We start from the raw sequence: 19,821 nt of genomic DNA, 5'->3' as shown, positions 1-19,821 counted from the left end.
GATCAGCCCAGCGCCGCCCTCGGTGCCTGCCGGATCGTCACGTTGATCCGGTTCCAAGCATTGATCGTCACGGCCATCGCGATGACCTGCCCGAGTTCGCGTTCGGTGAAGACCTCGGCGGCCGCGGCATAGACATCGTCGGGAACATGGCCGTCGTGCAGGTCAGTTATGGCCTCCGTCAGCGCCAGCGCCGCACGCTCGCGCTCGGAGAACAGGTCGCCGGCCTCCCGCCAGGCCGCGACGAGGTCGAGCTTCTGCTGGTCGATGCCGTGCTTGCGGGAGTCGCGCAGGTGCATGTCGAGGCAGAACGCGCAGTGGTTGATCTGCGATGCGCGGATCTTGATCAGCTCGCCGAGTTCGACGTCGACATCCTTGGCCGACACCCTGCTCAGCGTCAGCATCGCCTCGAGCAGCTCGGGTGACGTCTTGTAGATCTTGATTCTGTCGACGGCTTCTCTGTCCAATGTCTGTGTCATACCGTCGACGCTAGTGCGCAATGTCCCATCGGCGTGGTTCAATTCGGTCATGACTTCGTGGGCCAATACGCCCATTCGCGACCTCCACCTGGACTTGCGCGAGCGGATCACCCCGGGTGCCCGCGGCGCGCGGGAGCTGCTGCTCGGCGCACTGCGTGACGCGGTGCGCTCGGGGCGGCTGAGCCCCGGCACGTTGCTGCCGCCCTCGCGCAGCCTGGCCGCCGACCTCGGACTGGCCCGCAACACGGTGGCCGAGGCCTACGCCGAACTCGTGGCCGAGGGATGGCTCGCGTCGCGGCAGGGAGCAGGTACGTGGGTGGTCAACAACGCGGGTGCCGCGGCCCCGGCCCAACCGCGCGGTGTGCGGTCCACACCGCGCCACGACCTACGGCCTGGCTCACCCGACGTCGCGGAGTTCCCCCGCGCAGAATGGGTGGCCGCGACACGTCGCGCGCTGACCACGGCGCCGACCGAGGCGCTGCGCATGGGCGATCCGCGCGGACGCCCCGAATTGCGGCAGGCCATCGCGGACTACCTCACGCGTGCGCGCGGGGTCCGGACCTCACCGGAGGCGGTGGTCATCTGTGCGGGCGTCCGGCACGGCGTCGAGGTGCTCACCCGAGTGCTTCACGGCGACCGCCCGATCGCGGTAGAGGCGTACGGGCTCTTCATATTCCGCGATGCGGTCGCTGCGCTGGGCGTGCCGACGGTCCCGATCGGCGTCGACGAGCACGGGGCGGTTGTCGGCGAGCTCGACGGCCTCGACACCCCCGCGGTACTTCTCACCCCGGCCCATCACAACCCGCTCGGTGTGCCGCTGCACCCGTCGCGGCGCACCGCGGTCGTCGACTGGGCTCAGCGCACCGGCGGCTACGTGATCGACGACGACTACGACGGCGAATTCCGCTACGACCGCCAGCCGGTCGGCGCGTTGCAGGCGCTGAGCCCCGACCACGTGATCTATCTCGGCTCGGCCAGCAAGAGCCTGTCGCCGGTGATGCGCCTGGGCTGGATGGTGCTGCCCGCCGACCTTGTCGACGCGGTGGTCGAGGCCTACGGCGGAGACCAGTTCTACGTCAACGGCATCGCGCAGTTGACCATGGCCGAATTCGTCACCAGCGGCTGCTACGACAAGCACATCCGGCGCATGCGGATCCGATACCGGCGACGTCGCGACGCCCTCGTCGATGCACTGGGCGGATTCGACATCGGGATCAGCGGACTCAACGCCGGCCTGAACATGCTGCTGACCCTGCCCGACGGCGCCGAGCACGAGGTGGTGCAGCGTGCCGGCGAGGCAGGCATTGCGCTGCAAGGGCTTTCGGCCATGCGTCATCCGCTCGCGGGGCCGGAGGTGCCGCAGCTCGACGGTGTCATCATCGGCTTCGGCACGCCCGCCGAGCATGCGTTCGCCGCGGCGGTCGAGGCGCTCTGCGACGTTCTGACATCCAGCGGGCTGTCCCGCTGACCAGGATGGCGCGCGTTTCACCGTAAGCTGCCCGGGTGGCCGAGCCCCCGATGCAACCCGCCTTGAGCCTGGGCACCCAGATCTGGCGCTTCGTCGTCACCGGCGGATTCTCGGCGGTTGTCGACTTCGGTCTCTACGTGCTGCTCTACCGGGTCGGCGGCGTGCAGCCCGACCTGGCCAAAGCTCTCGGCTGGGTCGCCGGCACCACGACGGCGTACATGCTCAACCGGCGCTGGACGTTCCAGGCGCCGCCGAGCCACGCCCGGCTGGCCGCGGTGTGGGCGCTCTACATCACGACGTTCGTCGTGCAGGTCGGGCTCAACCACCTGTTCCTGGACCTTCTCGACTACACGCCGACCGCGGTCGTCATCGCGTTCGTGATCGCCCAGGGCACCGCGACCGTGATCAACTTCGTCATCCAGCGCGCGGTCATCTTCCGCCTGCGGTAGCCGGGCGCTCGTGCCGAGCTGAATTGCGGTGCACCGGGGCGCCGACGAGGGCACGGTACCCTCGTTGCGATGTCCGAGAACCTGCCGACGACCTCGCGTGCCCTGACCGGCTTCGGTCGCACCGCACCGTCCGTCGCGCAGGTGCTGACCACCCCGGACGTCGAGCTGATCGCGCAGGCGGTCCGCGAGGCCGCCGAACGCAGCGCATCCAGCCCGGCGTTCCTACACCGGGGCGTCCTGGCGCGTGGGCTGGGCCGCTCCTACGGCGACCAGGCGTGCAACGGCGGCGGCCTGGTCGTGGACATGACCGCGCTGCACAAGATCCATTCGATCAGCGCCGAGACGGCCGTGGCCGACGTCGACGCGGGCGTCAGCCTCGATCAGCTGATGAAGGCGGCGCTTCCGTTCGGGCTGTGGGTGCCCGTCCTGCCCGGCACCCGCCAGGTCACAGTCGGCGGGGCGATCGCGTCGGACATCCACGGCAAGAACCACCACAGTGCGGGCAGCTTCGGAAACCACGTGCTGTCGATGGACCTGCTGATGGCCGACGGGGAGGTACACACCCTCGCCCCCGACGGGCCGGACGCCGAACTGTTCTGGGCGACGGTGGGCGGAAACGGCCTCACCGGCATCGTGCTGCGGGCCCGAATCGCGATGACGCGCAGCGAAACCGCGTACTTCATCGCCGACGGCGTCTCCACCAACGACCTGGACGAAACCGTCGCCGTCCACCTCGACGGCAGCGAGGACCGCTATACCTACTCCAGCGCGTGGTTCGACCTGATCAGCCCGCCTCCGAAACTGGGCAGGGCAGCGATCAGCCGCGGCAGCCTTGCGACGCTCGATCAGCTGCCGCCGAAGTTGGCCAAGAATCCGCTCAAATTCGATGCGCCACAGCTGCTCTCGGTGCCGAACATCTTCCCGGTCAGCGCGATGAACAAGCTCTCCTTCATGGCGATCGGCGAGGTGTACTACCGGCTCGGCGGGACGTACACCGGCAAGATCATGAATCTGTCGCAGTTCTACCACATGCTGGATCTCGTCAGCGGGTGGAACAATGCCTACGGCCCAGCGGGTTTCGCGCAACATCAGTTCCTGGTGCCGCCCGACGCGCTCGAGGAGTTCAAGGCGATCATCCATTGGATCCAGACGCGGGGACACTATTCGGCGCTCAACGTGTTCAAGCTGTTCGGCCCCGGGAACCGGGCGCCGCTGAGCTTTCCGATGGCGGGCTGGAACGTGGCGATGGACTTCCCGAACAGGCCCGGGGTCAACGAATTCCTCAACGAACTCGACGAGCGGGTCATGGAGTTCGGTGGGCGCGTGTACACCGCGAAGGACTCCCGGGTCAGCGCGGAGAGGTTCCACAAGATGTATCCCCGGATCGACGAGTGGATCGCCGTGCGCCGCAAGGCCGACCCGAACGGCGTCTTCGCATCCGATATGGCCCGACGCTTGGAGCTGCTGTAGATGGTTCACAAAAATGGTTCTTGACGCCGTAGGTAACCCCCAGACCATCCTGCTGCTCGGCGGGACATCGGAGATCGGCCTGGCGATCTGCGCGCGCTATCTGCGCAACGCGCACGCCCGCATCATCCTTGCTGATCTGCCGGGCCATCCGCGCAAGGACGAGGCCATCGCCGCGATGACCGAGGCCGGGGCCAAGTCCGTCGAGTGGATCGACTTCGACGGCACCGACACCTCGGGTCACCGCGATGTCATCGACAAGGCATGGGGCGGTGGCGATGTCGACGTTGCGATCGTGGCCTTCGGCCTTCTCGGCAACGCCGAGGAACTGTGGCATGACCAGGCCAAGGCCGTGCAGATCGCGCAGATCAACTACACCGCAGCGGTTTCGGTCGGTGTCCTGATCGGCGAGAAGATGCGCGCCCAGGGCTTCGGGCAGATCATCGCGATGAGCTCGGCGGCCGGCGAGCGGGTGCGGCGGTCCAACTTCGTGTACGGCTCCACCAAGGCCGGACTCGACGGCTTCTACCTCGGCTTGGGAGAGGCGTTGCGCGAGTTCGGCGTTCGGGTGCTGGTGATCCGCCCCGGACAGGTGCGCACCACCACCACCATCGAACACTGGAAGTCCACCGGCGCCAAGGAAGCGCCGTTCACCGTCGACAAAGAAGACGTCGCCGAACTCGCAGTCACGGCGGCGGCCAAGGGCAAGGAACTGGTATGGGCGCCGGGAGCGTTCCGGTACGTGATGATGGTGCTGCGCCACATCCCGCGGCCGATCTTCCGCAAGCTACCCATCTGATGCGTGACGGCTCGCCGGCCCTGCCCATCAAGGTCGCCGGCCAGATGGTGGCGGCCGCCGCGGTGGCGGTCGTCGTCGCCGTGGTGTCGCTGGCCGCGATCGCGCGGGTGGAGTGGCCCGCCTACAACTCCTCCAATCAGCTGCACGCCCTGACCACGGTGGGCCAGGTGGCCTGCCTGGCGGGGCTGTTCGCGAGCGGATGGGTATGGCGACGGGGCCGCCGCCTGCTCGGCAAGGCCGCGGGCACGGTGTTCTTGTCCGCGTTCGCGGTGGTGACGCTGGCGATGCCGCTCGGGGCCACCAAGCTGTACCTGTACGGCATCTCGGTCGACCAGCAGTTCCGCACCGAGTACCTCACCCGGCTCGCCGACAGCGCCGCGCTGCGCGACATGACCTACATGGGCCTGCCGCCGTTCTACCCGCCCGGCTGGTTCTGGATCGGCGGGCGCCTGGCCGCGCTGACCGGAACCCCGGCGTGGGAGATGTTCAAACCGTGGGCGATCATCTCGATCACCGCCGCGATCGCGGTGGCGTTCGTGTTGTGGGCGGCCATGATTCGCTTCGAGTACGCGCTCGTGGTGACCACCGCGACCACCGCCGCCACACTCGCGTACTCCCCTGCCGAGCCCTACGCCGCGATCATCGCGGTCCTGCTGCCGCCGGTTTTCGTGCTGGCGTGGTCCGGGTTGCGCGGAGGGACCCGTAACAGCGGGTGGGCCGCCGTCATCGGCACCGGGCTGTTCCTCGGCGGAGCCGCACTGTCGTACACGCTGCTGTTCGCCTACGCGGCCTTCACGCTCGCGATCATGGGTGTGCTGCTCGCGGCCGCGCGCAGGCGCATCGAACCGCTGCTGCGGCTGGCTGTCATCGCGGTGATCTCGGGCGCCATCGCGCTCGTCGGCTGGGCCCCGTACCTGATCGCCGCGTTCTCGGGCGAGCCCGCCGACTCCGGAACCGCCCAGCACTACCTCCCGACGGACGGCGCGCAGCTGGAGTTCCCGATGCTGCACTTCACGCTCCTCGGGGCGCTGTGCATGCTCGGCACGCTGTGGCTGGTCTGGCGGGCGCGCTCGTCGACGCGTGCGGGGGCGCTCGCGATCGCCGTGCTCGCGGTCTACGCGTGGTCGCTGCTGTCGATGCTGACCACACTGGCGGGCACCACCCTGCTGTCGTTCCGGCTGAATCCCACGCTGACCGTGCTGCTGACGGCCGCGGGTGCCTTCGGCTTCATCGAGGTCGCCCGCGCCGTCGCGGCGCGCGTGCGGCCCGAGAACGCCCGACGCGTCATCGCGGCGGCCGCCGCACTGGGCATGATCGGCGCCGTCACGTACAGCCAGGACATCCCCGACGTGCTGCGCTCCGACATCGTCGTCGCCTACACCGACACCGACGGCTACGGACAGCGGGCCGATCGGCGACCGCCGGGCGCCGAGCGCTACTACCGGGAGATCGACGCCAAGATCACCGAGGTGACCGGCCGTCCGCGCGACGAGACCGTCGTGCTGACCGCCGACTACAGCTTCCTGTCCTACTACCCGTATTACGGCTTTCAGGGACTGACCTCGCACTACGCCAACCCGCTCGCCCAGTTCGACAAGCGCGCCGAGGCCATCGAGGGCTGGGCCACGCTGACCGAGGCCGACGAGTTCATCGAGGCGCTTGACTCGCTGCCGTGGGAGCCGCCGACAGTGTTCCTGATGCGCCGTGGCGCCGACGACACCTACACGTTGCGGCTGGCCTCCGACGTGTATCCGAACCAACCCAACGTCCGGCGCTACCACGTCGCGCTGGATGAGGCGTTGTTCGACGACCCCCGCTTCGAGGTCTCCAGCATCGGCCCGTTCGTGCTGGCGATCCGGAAGCCCAATTAGGATCGAACGCCGTGGTCGGTGAAGCCGGGGTCGGGGCGAACCATCGGACGGTGCGGCTGATAGCCATCGTTGCGGGGTTGCTCGGCGCGCTGCTGGCGATCGCGACGCCGTTGATGCCGGTCACGCAGACCACCGCGCAGCTGAATTGGCCGCAGAACGGCGTGCTGCGCAGTGTCGACGCGCCGCTCATCGGCTACGTCGCGACCGACCTTGAGATCAGCGTGCCGTGCCGCGCGGCGGCCGGGCTGGCCGGCGGTCGCACGGTGCTGCTGTCGACCGTGCCCAAACAGGCGCCCAAGGCCATCGACCGCGGCCTGCTGATCGAGCGGGTCAACAACGACCTGCTGGTGATCGTCCGCAACACCCCGGTGGTCAGCGCGCCGCTGGATCAGGTGCTCAGCCCGCAGTGTCAGCGGCTGACCTTCACCGCCCACGCCGACAAGGTGACAGGCGAGTTCGTCGGCCTCGTGCAGGGGCCGGGGCGGATTCCGAGCGAGGATCCCGGCGAACCGCTGCGCGGCGAACGCGGCGGTTACGACTTCCGGCCGCAGATCGTCGGCGTCTTCACCGACCTCAGCGGTCCGGCGCCGCCGGGCCTGGAGTTCTCCGCGACCCTCGACACCCGGTACAGCACCTCGCCGACGCTGCTCAAGACCTTGGCGATGATTGTTGGGGTCGCGTTGACCCTCATCGCGCTGGTCGCGCTGCACCTTCTCGACGTCGCCGACGGCCGCGGCGTCAGACGGTTCCTGCCCCCGCGGTGGTGGACGCTGCGGCCGCTGGACGGCGTGGTCACCGCGGTGCTGGTGTGGTGGCACTTCGTCGGCGCGAACACGGCCGACGACGGCTACATCCTGACGATGGCGCGGGTGTCCGAGCACGCCGGTTACATGGCGAACTACTACCGCTGGTTCGGCACCCCTGAATCGCCGTTCGGCTGGTATTACGACCTGCTGGCGTTGTGGGCGCACGTGAGCACGCACAGCGTGTGGATGCGCCTGCCGACGCTGGTGATGGGACTGGCGTGCTGGTGGGTGATCAGCCGCGAGGTGATCCCGCGACTCGGCCATGCGGTGAAGTCGACGCCGGCGGCGGCGTGGACGGCGGCGGGCCTGTTCCTGGCGTTCTGGCTGCCGCTGAACAACGGGCTGCGCCCCGAACCGATCATCGCGCTGGGCATCCTTCTCACGTGGTGCTCGGTCGAGCGGGGCGTGGCCACCAGCAGGCTGCTACCCGTCGCGATCGCGATCATCATCGGCGCGCTCACGCTGTTCTCCGGCCCGACCGGTATCGCGGCGATTGGCGCCCTGTTGGTGGCGGTCGGACCGCTGAAAACCATTGTTGCCGCGCATGTTTCCCGTTTCGGATACCTCGCGCTGCTGGCGCCGATCCTGGCCGCGGCGACCGTGACGATCATCCTGATATTCCGGGACCAGACGCTGGCCGCCGAACTGCAGGCCAGCACCTTCAAGTCCGCGGTCGGGCCGAGCCTGAGCTGGTTCGACGAGCACATCCGCTACGAGCGGTTGTTCACACTGAGCCCGGACGGTTCGGTCGCGCGCCGGTTCGCGGTGCTGATGCTGTTGATCGCGTTGGCCGTCGCGGTCGCGATGTCGTTGCGCAAGTTCAGGATTCCCGGCACGGCGCTGGGTCCCAGTCGTCGCATCATCGGCATCACGGTGATCTCGTTCCTGGCGATGATGTTCACGCCGACCAAGTGGACGCACCACTTCGGTGTGTTCGCCGGGCTGGCCGGGTCGCTGGGTGCGCTGGCGGCGGTCGCCGTCACCGCAACGGCGATGCGGTCACGGCGCAACCGCTCGGTGTTCGGCGCCGCGGTGCTGTTCGCGATGGCGTTGTCGTTCGCCACCGTGAACGGCTGGTGGTACGTGTCGAACTTCGGTGTGCCGTGGTCGAACGCGATGCCGGAGTGGAAGTTCGGTTTCTCGACGTTCCTGCTGGGGTTGTCGGTGCTGGCGTTGATCGCCGCGGCATGGTTCCACTTCTCCGGCCGCGATTCGTCACCGCCGGGACCGCAACGACGATGGCAGCGAATCCTGCAGGCCCCGTTGGCCGTTGCGACCTGGGTGCTGGTGGTATTCGAGGTGCTCTCGCTGACGCTGGCCATGGTCGACCAGTACCCGGCGTGGAGCGTCGGGCGGTCCAACCTCGAAGCCCTGACCGGCAAGACGTGCGGGATGGCCCAGGACGTGCTCGTCGAGGAGGACCCCAACGTCGGCATGCTGAGACCGGTCGACACGCCGGTCGGTGAGGCGTTCGCCGCCGGGACCGCAGAAGGGTTCGACCCCAACGGGATTCCCACCGACGTCTCCGCCGACGAGACGATGAGCGGCCAGGGCACCTCGACCAACTTCGCCGACACCGACAGCGAAGACGATCAGGCCGGCAACGGTGGGACCGAGGGCGGCACGACGGCCGCCGCGGGTGTCAACGGCTCGCGGGCGCGGCTTCCGTACAAACTCGATCCGGCGAGCACGCCGGTCATGGGTAGCTGGCGTCCCGGCACGCAGCAGCCCGCGCAGCTGCGCTCGGCCTGGTACCGCCTGCCGTCGCGCGACGACGTCGGTCCGCTGCTGGTCGTTTCGGCTGCAGGGCGTTTCGACGCCGGTGAGGTCGCCGTGCAGTGGGCCACCGACGAGCAGGCCGCGGCCGACGAGCCGGGCGGCTCCATCGGGTTCGCCGACGTCGGCGCGTCTCCGGCGTGGCGCAACCTGCGCGCTCCGCTGGACGCGATACCGCGGGAGGCCACCCAAATCCGGCTGGTGGCCTCCGACGACGACCTCGATCCGCAGCACTGGATCGCGGTGACGCCGCCGCGGATACCGCAGTTGCGCACGCTGCAGGACGTCGTCGGGTCGTCGGACCCCGTGTTGCTCGACTGGCTGGTCGGCCTGGCGTTCCCGTGCCAGCGGCCATTCGGCCATCAGAACGGTGTCGTCGAGGTGCCGAAGTGGCGGATTCTGCCCGACCGCTTTGGCGCCGAGGCGAACTCGCCGGTGATGGACTATCTCGGCGGCGGTCCGCTCGGCATCACCGAACTGCTTTTGCGCGCGACGACGGTGCCGACCTACCTCGACGACGACTGGTTCCGCGACTGGGGCTCGCTGCAACAACTCACGCCGTGGTACCCGAACGCCGCGGAGGCCCGGTTGGACCTCGGCAGGGCGACGCGCAGCGGGCTGTGGAGCCCGGCGCCGTTGCGGTTGTCGTAGAGAGTCATCGCGGGCTTGACGGGTTGATCGCACGCATGTGGTGCGTTGAATCAACCCGTCAGACGAATCCGAACAACGGCGGCAGCGCCAACACCACGACCGCGGCCCACACCCCGTAGACCGGCAGGTAGCGCGTCTGCCACCGCTCGACGTCGCCGAACGGCCGCCGTCGCCGCAGGAAGCCGACAACCAGCCACGCCGACCAGGCCAGGTTGACCAGCAACACGAGATTCATGCCGAGGGCGGCGACCTTGTTCGGGCTGTAGCCGAACTCGGCGATGCGCATCAGCATCGCGGCGAGCATCAGCACGTCGACCGCCAGCGCGCTGAGCACGAGAACCAGTTGCAGCCAGTCGAATACGGTCGGCGGGGCCAGCGGGTCGCGGGCCGAGATCGCATACAGCAGCAGCCCGAGCACCAACACCAGGATGAGGTCCATCAGGATCAACAGGTAGCGGTCGACGCCGATCACGCTGCCTGCGGTCGCGAACGCCACCAGCAGCGCCAGCAGCATGACGATCGTCAGCGGCGTGAACACGCGCGTCAGCACCGGCGCGATGTTCTCGATGACACTCTGCTTGGCCTCGACCAGCCACGCCGCGACGAGTACCGCCACCGGCACCATGACCGGCAACGCCCAATCGCCGACGAACTCCTCGGCGTCCAGTCCGACGGCGTCGAAGGCGCCGCCGGTCAACAGCAAGAGCACCGCGAGGCCGATCAGCAGCAACGTCAGGTACACGACGAACTCACCGGTGAACCGAATGAAATCCATTCGGCGCGAATCGGATCGCCATCTACCGCCGACGTAGGCGAACCCGACCAGCAGCCACAACACGATCGGCGCATGGATTCCGGCCAACGCCTCGGTGTCGGGATCGTCGAAGACGTCGTCACCGAACGGGTAGGTGTTGATCGCGACCGCGAGCGCGACGGCCGGCACCGCGAGCACGGCCCATTGCTGCCAGCCCAACCGTCGCTTCCACGCGAAATACCCTGCCAGGAACGGGAACACGAGAAACGCGATGTTGCGCCACAGCGTGAGTTCCTCGTCGAGCAGCGCCGAACCCAGCCTGACCGCGACGCCCGCGCCGATGCCGAGGGCGACGACGACGAACAGCTCCCGGTTCGTCCGGGCCGCCGCCCCCGATTCCTCAGATACCAGCACCAGCTGCTTCCACAGCCGGTCGGAGTGCTCGCGGACGAACTCGCGACTGATCGCGTCGACGTTGCCCATCCGCTTCACCGCGACCAGGAACGCCTCGTCATCGGAGAGCCCGCAGCGCGACAGGTCGGCGATCTGATCCCGGAGGTGATCCTCCATCTCCTCGACGTCCGCCGCGCCGATCGCGCGGTGGCGTTGGACGTAGCCACGCCACTGGGCGATCTGCGATTCGAGTTCGGTGTCCGCCGCCATCACGCCCACCCCGGCGCCACGTCGGCGGACAGCGGCTTCCATACGCGGTCGAGCGCCTCGGCGACAACGGTCCACTGGCGACGCCGTTCGGCGAACACCTCCCGCCCCGCGGCGGTGATGGCGTACTGCTTGCGGCGGCGCCCGCCGTCGGAGACCCGCCAGTCCGCCGAGACGTAGCCCTGGCGTTCCAGCCGGTGCAGCAGCGGGTAGAGCATGCCGTCCGTCCACTGCATCCGGCCCCCCGACAACTCGTTGACCCGCTTGATGAGCGCGTAGCCGTATGACTCGCCTTCGGCCAGTATGCCGAGCACCAACGGGGTGGCAGACGCTGCAACGAGGTCCTTGTCGATGTGCACGCCGCCACCTCCGATACCTAGCAGTTCTAGGTCATACCCTAGCAGTTCTAGGCATTTCGGCCTGGCGTCACCGACTCACGAGATTTCGTCGCCTACCATCGACGCTCGTGCCTGCTCATCGAATCGCGCGATTGATCGCCGTCGTCGCAGGCATCGCCGGCGTACTGCTGTGCGGCCTGGTCCCGCTGCTGCCGGTCAAGCAGACGACCGCCACCATCCTGTGGCCGCAGGGCACAGGGCCCGACGGGTTCGTCAGCGACATCACCGCCCCGCTGGTCTCCGGTGCGCCCGCCGCGCTCGACATCTCCATCCCCTGCCGGGCCGTCGCCACGCTGCCCGCCGACGGTGGCCTGGTGCTCTCCACCGTCCCCCCGGGCGGAATCGACGCCAGCCGCAACGGGTTGTTCGTGCGCGCCACGGGTGACGTCGTCGTGGTGGCGTTCCGCGACTCCGTCGCCGCGGTCGCACCGCGCCCGGCCGTCGAGGACGGCGCCTGCAGCACGCTGCACATCTGGGCCAACCCGGGTGAGGTCGGCGCCGACTTCATCGGGCTTCCCGGTTCCGCGGGCACCCTGCCCGCCGAGGAGAAACCACAGGTCGCCGGGGTCTTCACCGATATGGAGGTGGCCGCGCAGGAGGGACTGTCGGCACGCATCGACGTCGACACCCGCTTCATCACCTCGCCCACCGCGCTCAAGCTCGCCGTGATGGTGCTCGGGGTCGCGTGCGTGATCGCGTCGATCGCCGCGCTGGCGGTGCTGGACCGCCGGAGTCGCTCCGGCGGCGACATTGGGCTCCGGAGTCGCTCCGGGCGTCGCGTGCCGCGCGCCTGGCGTCGCTTCTGGCGCGCGGGCTTCTGGCACTGGATGGCCGACCTTTCAGTCGTCGGCACGCTGCTGCTGTGGCACGTCATCGGCGCCCTGTCGTCGGACGACGGATACAACCTCACGATTGCGCGGGTCTCCGCCGACGCCGGCTACAACGCCAACTACTACCGCTTCTTCGGCGCCTCTGAGGCCCCGTTCGACTGGTACCAATCGCTGCTGTCGGCGTTCGCCTCGGTCAGCACCGCAAGCGTGTGGATGCGCCTGCCCGCGACGCTGGCCGCCATCGGCGCCTGGCTGATCGTGAGCCGCTGCATCGTCCCGCGACTGGGCCGCGGCCCGGCCGCCAACCGGGTGACGGTGTGGACGGCCGGAGCGGTGTTCCTGGCGGCGTGGCTGCCGTTCAACAACGGCCTGCGACCCGAACCGCTCATCGCCTTCGGCACGGTCGCCGTGTGGGTGCTGGTGGAGAACGCCGTCGCCACCCGGCGGACGTGGCCGGCCGCGCTCGCGATCGTGGTCGCGGTCTTCTCCGTCACGCTGGCGCCCCAGGGCTTGATCGCCATCGCGCCGCTGCTGGTGGGGGCCCGTGCGATCGTGGGCACCGTGCGCGCCCGCCGTCCGGTGGACGGCGTCCTGGCGCCGCTGGCCGCGCTGCTGAGCGCGCTCGCGCTGATCTTTGTGGTGGTCTTCCGGGATCAGACGCTGGCCACCGTCGCCGAGTCGGCCCGTATCAAGTACGTCGTCGGCCCGACCATCGCGTGGTACCAGGAGTTCCTGCGCTACTACTTCCTCACCGTCGAGGACAGCGTCGACTCGTCGCTGACCCGGCGCTTCGCGGTGCTGGTGCTGCTGCTGTGCCTGTTCGGCATGCTCGCGGTGCTGCTGCGGCGCGGCGGCGTGGTCGGCATGGCGCGCGGCCCGGTCTGGCGGCTGATCGGATCGACCGCGATCGGCCTTCTGCTGCTGACGTTCACGCCCACCAAGTGGGCGGTGCAGTTCGGGGCGTTCGCCGGGCTGGCCGGTGCGCTCGGAGCGGTGACGGCGTTCGCCTTCTCCCGCGTCGGGCTGCACAGCCGTCGGAACCTCGCGCTCTACGTCACCGCGTTGCTGTTCGTATTGGCCTGGGCCACATCGGGAATCAACGGCTGGTTCTACGTCGGCAACTACGGTGTGCCGTGGTTCGACAAGCAGCCGGTCATCGCGGGCATCCCCGTGACCGGGATCTTCCTCGCGCTCGCGATCGTCACCGGCCTGCTCACCGGGTGGTTGCACTTCCGCATGGACTACGCGGGGCACACGCAGGTCGCCAACACCAAGCGGAACCGCGTGCTCGCGTCGACGCCGCTGCTCGTGGTGGCGACGATCATGGTGGTGCTCGAGGTCGGTTCCATGGCCAAGGGCGCGGTGCAGCGCTATCCCGTGTACACCACCGCGAAGGCGAGCGTCTCGGCACTGAAGTCGGGGCTCTCGGACAGCAGCTGCGCGATGGCCGACGACGTGCTCGTCGAGCCCGACACGAATGCCGGTATGTTGCAACCGGTTCCGGGCCAGCGGTTCGGGGAGTACGGCCCGCTCGGCGGCGAGGATCCGGTCGGTTTCACCCCCAACGGTGTGAGCGACACCCTCGAGCCGCCCGAGCCGATCACGGCCAACCCCGGCACGGTCAACTCCGACGGATCCCCGAACGAACCGAACATCGGGATCGGTTTCGCCGCAGGCACCGGCGGTGGCTACGGACCCGTCGGCGTGAACGGTTCGAACGTGTTCCTGCCGTTCGGGCTCGACCCCGAGCGCACGCCGGTGATGGGCAGCTACGACGAGAACACCGTGGCGGCCAAGGTGACGTCGGCGTGGTACCAGCTGCCGCCACGCACCCCGGACCGGCCGCTGGTCACCGTCGCTGCCGCAGGCGCGATCTGGTTCTACGAGGAGGACGGCTCGTTCAACTACGGACAGTCGCTCAAGCTGCAGTGGGGCGAGCACCGTCCCGACGGCAGTTACGTGCCGCTGACCGAGGTGCAACCGATCGATGTCGGCCCCGGACCCCAAAAGGCCTGGCGCAACCTGCGTTTCCCGCTCACGACCGCGCCGCCGGAGGCGAACGTCGCGCGCATCGTCGCCGATGACCCGAACCTGTCCACCGACCAGTGGTTCGCGTTCACCCCGCCGCGCGCGCCGGTGCTGGAGACGGCGCAGGAATTCCTCGGCTCGCAGACGCCGGTGCTGATGGACATCGCGACGGCCGCGAACTTCCCCTGCCAGCGCCCGTTCTCCGAACATCTGGGCGTCGCCGAACTTCCGGAATACCGGATCCTTCCGAACCTCAAGCAGGTGGTCGTGTCGTCGAACCAGTGGCAGTCTGCCCAGGACGGCGGCCCGTTCCTGTTCATCCAGGCGTTGTTGCGCACCGCGACAATCCCCACCTACCTGCGTGACGACTGGTACCGCGACTGGGGTTCGATCGAGCGCTATCTGCGGGTCGTGCCCGAAGCCGAGGCGCCCGACGCGGTCGTCGAACAAGGAACGGAGCGCGTGTTCGGTTGGAGCCGAAACGGACCCATCAGGGCGCTGCCATGAGACAGACATCGAGTTCCGACGTGCGCATCGCCCGCTGGGTGGCGGCGATCGCGGGGTTGATCGGCTTCGTGTTGTCGGTGGCCACTCCGCTGCTGCCGGTGGAACAGACCACCGCGACGCTGAACTGGCCCCAGCAGGGGCAGGTGAACAGCATCACCGCACCGTTGATCACACAGACTCCGGTGCGGATGACGGTGACGGTGCCGTGCGACCTGATCCGTTCGATGCCGCCGCGCGGCGGAATGGTTCTGGGCACCGCGCCCAAGGACGGTAAACAGGCCGCGCTGCAGAGCCTGTTCGTCACCGTCAACACGCAACGCGTCGACATCACCGACCGAAACGTCGTGGTGGCCAGCGTGCCGCGGGCACGCGTGGTCGGAACCGACGGTGCCCCAGGCTGTTCGCGCATCGAGATCACGTCCTCCGAGGAGGGCACCTTCGCGACGTTCGTCGGGCTCACGAAGGCGGACGGCTCGCCGCAGTACACCGGCTTCCCGGACCCGAATCTGCGTCCGGCGATCGTCGGGGTGTTCACCGACCTGACCGGGCCCGCGCCACCGGGGTTGAGCCTGTCCGCGGAGATCGACACCCGATTCACCACCCAGCCAACGCCGTTGAAGCTGACGGCGATGGTGCTGGCGATCGTGTCGACGGCGATCGCGCTGCTCGCGCTGTGGCGCCTGGACCGCACGGACGGCAGGCGCATGCGCCGGCTGATCCCGCAGCGGTGGCGCACGTTCACCGCCACCGACGTAGTCGTCATCGGCGGCTTCGCCCTCTGGCATGTGATCGGGGCCAACTCGTCGGACGACGGCTACATCCTCGGCATGGCGCGGGTGGCCGGCCACGCCGGCTACATGTCGAACTACTTCCGGTGGTTCGGCAGCCCCGAGGATCCGTTCGGCTGGTACTACAACCTGCTCGCCATGATGACCAGCGTCAGCGACGCCAGCATCTGGATGCGGCTGCCCGACCTGGTGTGCGGAATCCTGTGCTGGCTGTTGCTGTCTCGCGAGGTGCTGCCGCGGCTGGGTCCCGCCGTCGCCGCGAGCAAGCCCGCGCTGTGGGCGGCCGGCCTGGTGCTGCTGGCCGCGTGGATGCCCTTCAACAACGGCCTGCGCCCGGAAGGCCAGATCGCCACGGGAGCACTGATCACCTACGTGCTCATCGAGCGGGCCATCACCTCCGGACGGCTGACCCCCGCGGCGTTCGCGATCATCACGGCGGCGTTCACGCTCGGTATCCAGCCGACGGGCCTGATCGCGGTGGCTGCGCTGGTGGCCGGCGGCCGCCCGCTGCTGCGCATCCTCGTGCGCCGGCGTCAGGCGGTTGGCCTGTGGCCGCTGCTGCTGCCGCTGCTGGCCGCGGGCACCGTGATCCTGACCGTGGTGTTCTTCGACCAGACCATCGCAACGGTGTTGGAAGCCACCAGGATTCGCACCGCCATCGGCCCCAACCAGGAGTGGTACACCGAGAACCTGCGGTACTACTACCTGATCCTGCCGACGGTCGACGGATCGCTGTCGCGCCGGTTCGGCTTCCTGATCACCGCACTGTCGCTGTTCGCTTCGATGTTCATCATGCTGCGGCGCGGACGGGTGCCCGGTGTGGCGCGGGGTCCCGCGTGGCGGCTGATGGGGATCATCCTCGGCACCGTGTTCTTCCTGATGTTCACCCCGACCAAGTGGGTGCATCACTTCGGGCTGTTCGCGGCCGTGGGCGCCGCAATGGCGGCGCTGGCGACGGTGTTGGCCTCGCCGAAGGTGCTGGCGTGGTCGCGTAACCGGATGGCGTTCCTGGCGGCCGTGCTGTTCGTGATCGCGCTGTGCTTCGCGACCACCAACGGCTGGTGGTACGTGTCGAGCTACGGCGTCCCGTTCAACAACGACGAACCGAAGCTCGGCGGCGTCACGGTCAGCACGATCTTCTTCGCGCTCTTCGCGATCGCGGCGATATGGGCGGCCTGGCTGCACTTCTCGTCGAGGACCCGCGGCGAAGGTCGCATCGCGCGGGCGCTGACCGCGGCGCCGATTCCTGTTGTCGCGGGCTTCATGGTGGTGGTGTTCGTCGGGTCGATGGTCGTCGGCGTGGTGCGCCAGTACCCCACGTACTCGAATGCATGGGCCAACCTGCGCGCGTTCACCGGCGGCTGCGGTTTGGCCGACGACGTGCTCGTCGAACCGAACGCCAACGACGGCTTCCTGACGCCGCTGCCCGGCGACTACGGACCGCTCGGGCCGCTGGGCGGTGTCGGACCCGTCGGATTCACGTCTGACGGCGTGCCGGAAAAGATCGTCGCCGAGGCGATCCGGGTCAACCTGCCGATGCCGGGCACCGACTACGACTGGGATCAGCCGACCAAGCTGAAGACCCCTGGAATCAACGGCTCGACCGTGCCGCTGCCGTACGGGCTCGACCCGAAGAAGGTGCCGCTGGCCGGTAGCTACGTCGAAGGGCCGCAGCAGGAGAGCACCCTGGCGTCGGCCTGGTACGAACTGCCCGCGGCCGACGACGGGCATCCGCTGGTCGTTGTCACCGCCGCCGGGACCATCACGGGCAACAGCGTGTTCAACGGACGCACCGAGGGCGAGACCGTCGAGTTGGAGTACGCGCGGCGCGGCCCCGACGGCGCGCTGGTGCCCGCGGGCCGGATGGTGCCATACGACCTCGGGCCGATCCCGTCATGGCGCAACCTGCGCTTCCCCCGCGCCGACATCCCGTCCGACGCCGTCGCGGTTCGCGTTGTCGCCGAGGATCGTTCGCTCACCCAGGGTGACTGGCTGGCGGTGACGCCGCCGCGGGTGCCCGAGTTGCGATCGGTGCAGGAGTACGTCGGCTCCGAGCAGCCGGTGCTGATGGACTGGGCCGTGGGCCTGGCGTTCCCGTGTCAGCAGCCGATGCTGCACGCCAACGGCGTCACCGAGATTCCGAAGTTCCGCATCACTCCGGACTACAACGCCAAGCGCAAGGACACCGACACCTGGCAGGACGGCCTCAACGGGGGGCTGCTCGGAATAACCGATCTGCTGATGCGCGCGCACGTGATGGCGACGTATCTGTCGCAGGACTGGGGCCGCGATTGGGGCTCGCTGCGCCGGTTCGAGATGACACCCGACGCCCGAGGCGCGACGCCGGCGACGCTGGACTTCGGCACGGCGACCCGCAGCGGCCTGTACAGCCCCGGGCACATCCGCATCAAGCCGTAACCGATTCCTTTAACCTGTGAGCCGTGGACCGGATCCAGTGGGGCGCCGCCACACTCACACGTGCGGTGGAGTGGCAGGTCGACACCTTGCCGAAATCCGTGTTTGTGCACACTCCCGCGGAGGCCTGGGACGCGCACGCCGACGAGCTCACTCCGACCTACTGGACCGAGGCCGGATGGCGAATCGCCCTGCAGAGCTGGGTGATCGAGGTCGACGGCCTCACGGTGCTGATCGACACGGGCGCGGGCAACGGTAAGAGCAGGCCCCGGATGGCGGTGCTCTCGGACCTGCAGACCGAGTTCCTGGCTGCGCTGTCGGCCGCCGGATTCGACCCCGCCGACGTGGACGTCGTCGTCAACACGCATTTGCACTTCGACCATGTCGGCTGGAACACACTGCGTCACAACGATTCCTGGGTGCCGGCGTTCCCCAACGCTCGCTACCTCGTATCGGAGGCCGACTACCGGCACTTCGGCCCCGGGGGCCCGGCGCAGTCGACCACACCCCGAACCGAGGAGGAGGCCTCCGTCCAGCGACATGTCCGTACGGTGTTCGAGGACAGTGTTTCTCCGGTGCAGGAGCAGATCGAGTTGTGGTCGGGCAACCATCGGCTCAGCGAGTCGCTGTGGCTGCGCCCCGCGCCGGGCCACACGCCCGGATCGTCGGTGGTGTGGCTCGACGCCGGACGCCCCGCGGTGTTCGTCGGCGATCTGACCCACTGCCCCATCCAGGTCCTCCGGCCGGACGACCCGTGCGGCTGGGACGAGGACTTCACGGCGGCCGCGGTGACGCGCAAGCGCATCCTCACCGAGGCGTCCCGGCGTCGTGCCGCGGTCGTGCCCGCGCACTATCCCGGCCACGGCGGCGCGACCGTCGTCGCCCGCGGTGACGCGTTCCTGTTCGACGACTGGCTCCCGTTCCCGCCTATCTGAATTTCCCAAATCAACTGACGGCGGGGTAAAGCCTCTGCTAGTAGTGAATGAGGCTGCCAAAGGATTCGGGCAGCAAACTACTTTGTGGCGCTTTCTTCATGCGGCGAGGAGGCATTCATGTTGCAGACGCCTGAAGCGCCGCAGACCGGAAACGGCGAACTGCCACGCCCCCGCACATTCGACCAGGCGGCCGTCGAAGCCGCAATTTTCGATCTGCTCGTCGCGATCGGTGAGGACCCCTACCGGGAAGGGCTGCGCGACACCCCGGCCCGCGTCGCGCGCGCCTATCAGGAGACATTTGCGGGTCTGTACAGCGATCCCGACGATGTTCTCGCGACGATGTTCGACGAGCACCACGGCGAGCTCGTGCTGATCAAGCAAATTCCGATGTACTCCACGTGCGAACATCACCTGGTTTCTTTCCATGGAGTCGCCCATGTCGGCTATCTTCCCGGCGACGACGGCCGAGTCACCGGTCTGTCGAAAATCGCGCGGCTCGTCGACCTTTATGCCCGGCGTCCTCAGGTGCAGGAGCGACTAACCGGGCAAATAGCCGAAGCGCTAATGAACAAATTGAATCCGCGCGGCGTGATCGTCGTCGTCGAGGCCGAGCACCTGTGTATGGCGATGCGCGGTGTGCGCAAGCCGGGCGCCGTCACGACGACGTCCGCGGTCCGTGGCCAGTTCCAGACGGATCCGGCGTCCCGGGCCGAGGCGCTGCATCTGCTCTTACAGCGGTGATC

Annotated in this window: 13 protein-coding genes; 10 read left to right on the top strand and 3 right to left on the bottom strand. The window is 68.5% G+C overall.

Annotated elements, in window-relative coordinates; translation table 11 throughout:
* Positions 1-2 precede the first annotated feature (2 nt).
* Positions 3-476: a carboxymuconolactone decarboxylase family protein gene (locus A5752_RS14345; RefSeq protein ID WP_067086537.1), complete on the bottom strand. Its 474-nt coding sequence runs from the start codon at positions 474-476 to the stop codon at positions 3-5.
* 49 nt (positions 477-525) lie between these two features.
* Between A5752_RS14345 and pdxR the strand changes: the two genes are divergently transcribed.
* From pdxR to A5752_RS14315, 6 genes are all read left to right on the top strand, one after another.
* Positions 526-1,944 carry a MocR-like pyridoxine biosynthesis transcription factor PdxR gene (pdxR, locus tag A5752_RS14340; protein ID WP_067086686.1) on the top strand — a complete coding sequence of 473 codons (1,419 nt, stop codon included), beginning with the start codon at positions 526-528 and terminating at the stop codon, positions 1,942-1,944.
* A 50-nt stretch (positions 1,945-1,994) separates the two neighbouring features.
* Complete coding sequence (locus tag A5752_RS14335; RefSeq protein ID WP_067086684.1) at positions 1,995-2,393, top strand: GtrA family protein; 399 nt, start codon at positions 1,995-1,997, stop codon at positions 2,391-2,393.
* Between the two features lie 69 nt (positions 2,394-2,462).
* Positions 2,463-3,863: a decaprenylphosphoryl-beta-D-ribose oxidase gene (gene dprE1 / locus A5752_RS14330; protein WP_067086535.1), complete on the top strand. Its 1,401-nt coding sequence runs from the start codon at positions 2,463-2,465 to the stop codon at positions 3,861-3,863.
* A gap of 13 nt (positions 3,864-3,876) precedes the next feature.
* Positions 3,877-4,659, top strand: a complete 783-nt coding sequence (dprE2, locus tag A5752_RS14325; protein WP_067086532.1) for a decaprenylphospho-beta-D-erythro-pentofuranosid-2-ulose 2-reductase — start codon at positions 3,877-3,879, stop codon at positions 4,657-4,659.
* Positions 4,659-6,530: a galactan 5-O-arabinofuranosyltransferase gene (locus A5752_RS14320; RefSeq protein WP_197500619.1), complete on the top strand. Its 1,872-nt coding sequence runs from the start codon at positions 4,659-4,661 to the stop codon at positions 6,528-6,530. The genes dprE2 and A5752_RS14320 overlap by 1 nt, the downstream gene beginning before the upstream one ends.
* Before the next feature lie 11 nt (positions 6,531-6,541).
* The gene (locus A5752_RS14315) at positions 6,542-9,763 is read left to right on the top strand and encodes an arabinosyltransferase domain-containing protein (protein WP_067086528.1); all 3,222 of its coding nucleotides are present in this window, start codon (positions 6,542-6,544) and stop codon (positions 9,761-9,763) included.
* 58 nt (positions 9,764-9,821) lie between these two features.
* Here A5752_RS14315 and A5752_RS14310 read toward each other — a convergent pair whose 3' ends face one another.
* Together A5752_RS14310 and A5752_RS14305 are read right to left on the bottom strand one after the other, a co-directional pair.
* Complete coding sequence (locus A5752_RS14310) at positions 9,822-11,180, bottom strand: permease prefix domain 1-containing protein (RefSeq protein WP_067086678.1); 1,359 nt, start codon at positions 11,178-11,180, stop codon at positions 9,822-9,824.
* Positions 11,180-11,536, bottom strand: coding sequence for a PadR family transcriptional regulator (locus A5752_RS14305; protein ID WP_067086526.1), 357 nt, complete (start codon positions 11,534-11,536; stop codon positions 11,180-11,182). The genes A5752_RS14310 and A5752_RS14305 overlap by 1 nt, the downstream gene beginning before the upstream one ends.
* A gap of 107 nt (positions 11,537-11,643) precedes the next feature.
* Between A5752_RS14305 and A5752_RS14300 the strand changes: the two genes are divergently transcribed.
* The 4 genes from A5752_RS14300 (at position 11,644) to folE (ending at position 19,819) form a co-directional block, all read left to right on the top strand.
* Positions 11,644-14,940 (top strand): arabinosyltransferase domain-containing protein, encoded by a 3,297-nt coding sequence (locus tag A5752_RS14300; protein ID WP_067086523.1) that lies wholly within the window; start codon positions 11,644-11,646, stop codon positions 14,938-14,940.
* Positions 14,937-18,146: an arabinosyltransferase domain-containing protein gene (locus A5752_RS14295; RefSeq protein ID WP_067086520.1), complete on the top strand. Its 3,210-nt coding sequence runs from the start codon at positions 14,937-14,939 to the stop codon at positions 18,144-18,146. Before A5752_RS14300 ends, A5752_RS14295 begins: the two co-directional genes overlap by 4 nt.
* Positions 18,147-18,169: 23 nt before the next feature.
* Positions 18,170-19,078, top strand: a complete 909-nt coding sequence (locus A5752_RS14290; RefSeq protein WP_067086517.1) for an MBL fold metallo-hydrolase — start codon at positions 18,170-18,172, stop codon at positions 19,076-19,078.
* A gap of 117 nt (positions 19,079-19,195) precedes the next feature.
* Positions 19,196-19,819 (top strand): GTP cyclohydrolase I FolE, encoded by a 624-nt coding sequence (gene folE, locus A5752_RS14285; protein WP_067086514.1) that lies wholly within the window; start codon positions 19,196-19,198, stop codon positions 19,817-19,819.
* Positions 19,820-19,821: the final 2 nt, after the last annotated feature.

This window comes from Mycobacterium sp. 852002-51961_SCH5331710 (assembly GCF_001665535.1).
Lineage (GTDB): Bacteria > Actinomycetota > Actinomycetes > Mycobacteriales > Mycobacteriaceae > Mycobacterium.
This window is presented reverse-complemented; position numbering and strand designations above follow the sequence as displayed.

Excerpts from the sequence above, each read along its gene's own strand:
- folE (WP_067086514.1), top strand. The coding sequence starts at position 19,196 with ATGTTGCAGACGCCTGAAGCGCCGCAGACCGGAAACGGCGAACTGCCA.
- dprE1 (WP_067086535.1), top strand. The coding sequence starts at position 2,463 with ATGTCCGAGAACCTGCCGACGACCTCGCGTGCCCTGACCGGCTTCGGT.
- A5752_RS14335 (WP_067086684.1), top strand. The coding sequence starts at position 1,995 with ATGCAACCCGCCTTGAGCCTGGGCACCCAGATCTGGCGCTTCGTCGTC.
- A5752_RS14320 (WP_197500619.1), top strand. The coding sequence starts at position 4,659 with ATGCGTGACGGCTCGCCGGCCCTGCCCATCAAGGTCGCCGGCCAGATG.
- A5752_RS14295 (WP_067086520.1), top strand. The coding sequence starts at position 14,937 with ATGAGACAGACATCGAGTTCCGACGTGCGCATCGCCCGCTGGGTGGCG.
- A5752_RS14310 (WP_067086678.1), bottom strand. The coding sequence starts at position 11,180 with ATGGCGGCGGACACCGAACTCGAATCGCAGATCGCCCAGTGGCGTGGC.
- pdxR (WP_067086686.1), top strand. The coding sequence starts at position 526 with ATGACTTCGTGGGCCAATACGCCCATTCGCGACCTCCACCTGGACTTG.
- A5752_RS14345 (WP_067086537.1), bottom strand. The coding sequence starts at position 476 with ATGACACAGACATTGGACAGAGAAGCCGTCGACAGAATCAAGATCTAC.
- dprE2 (WP_067086532.1), top strand. The coding sequence starts at position 3,877 with ATGGTTCTTGACGCCGTAGGTAACCCCCAGACCATCCTGCTGCTCGGC.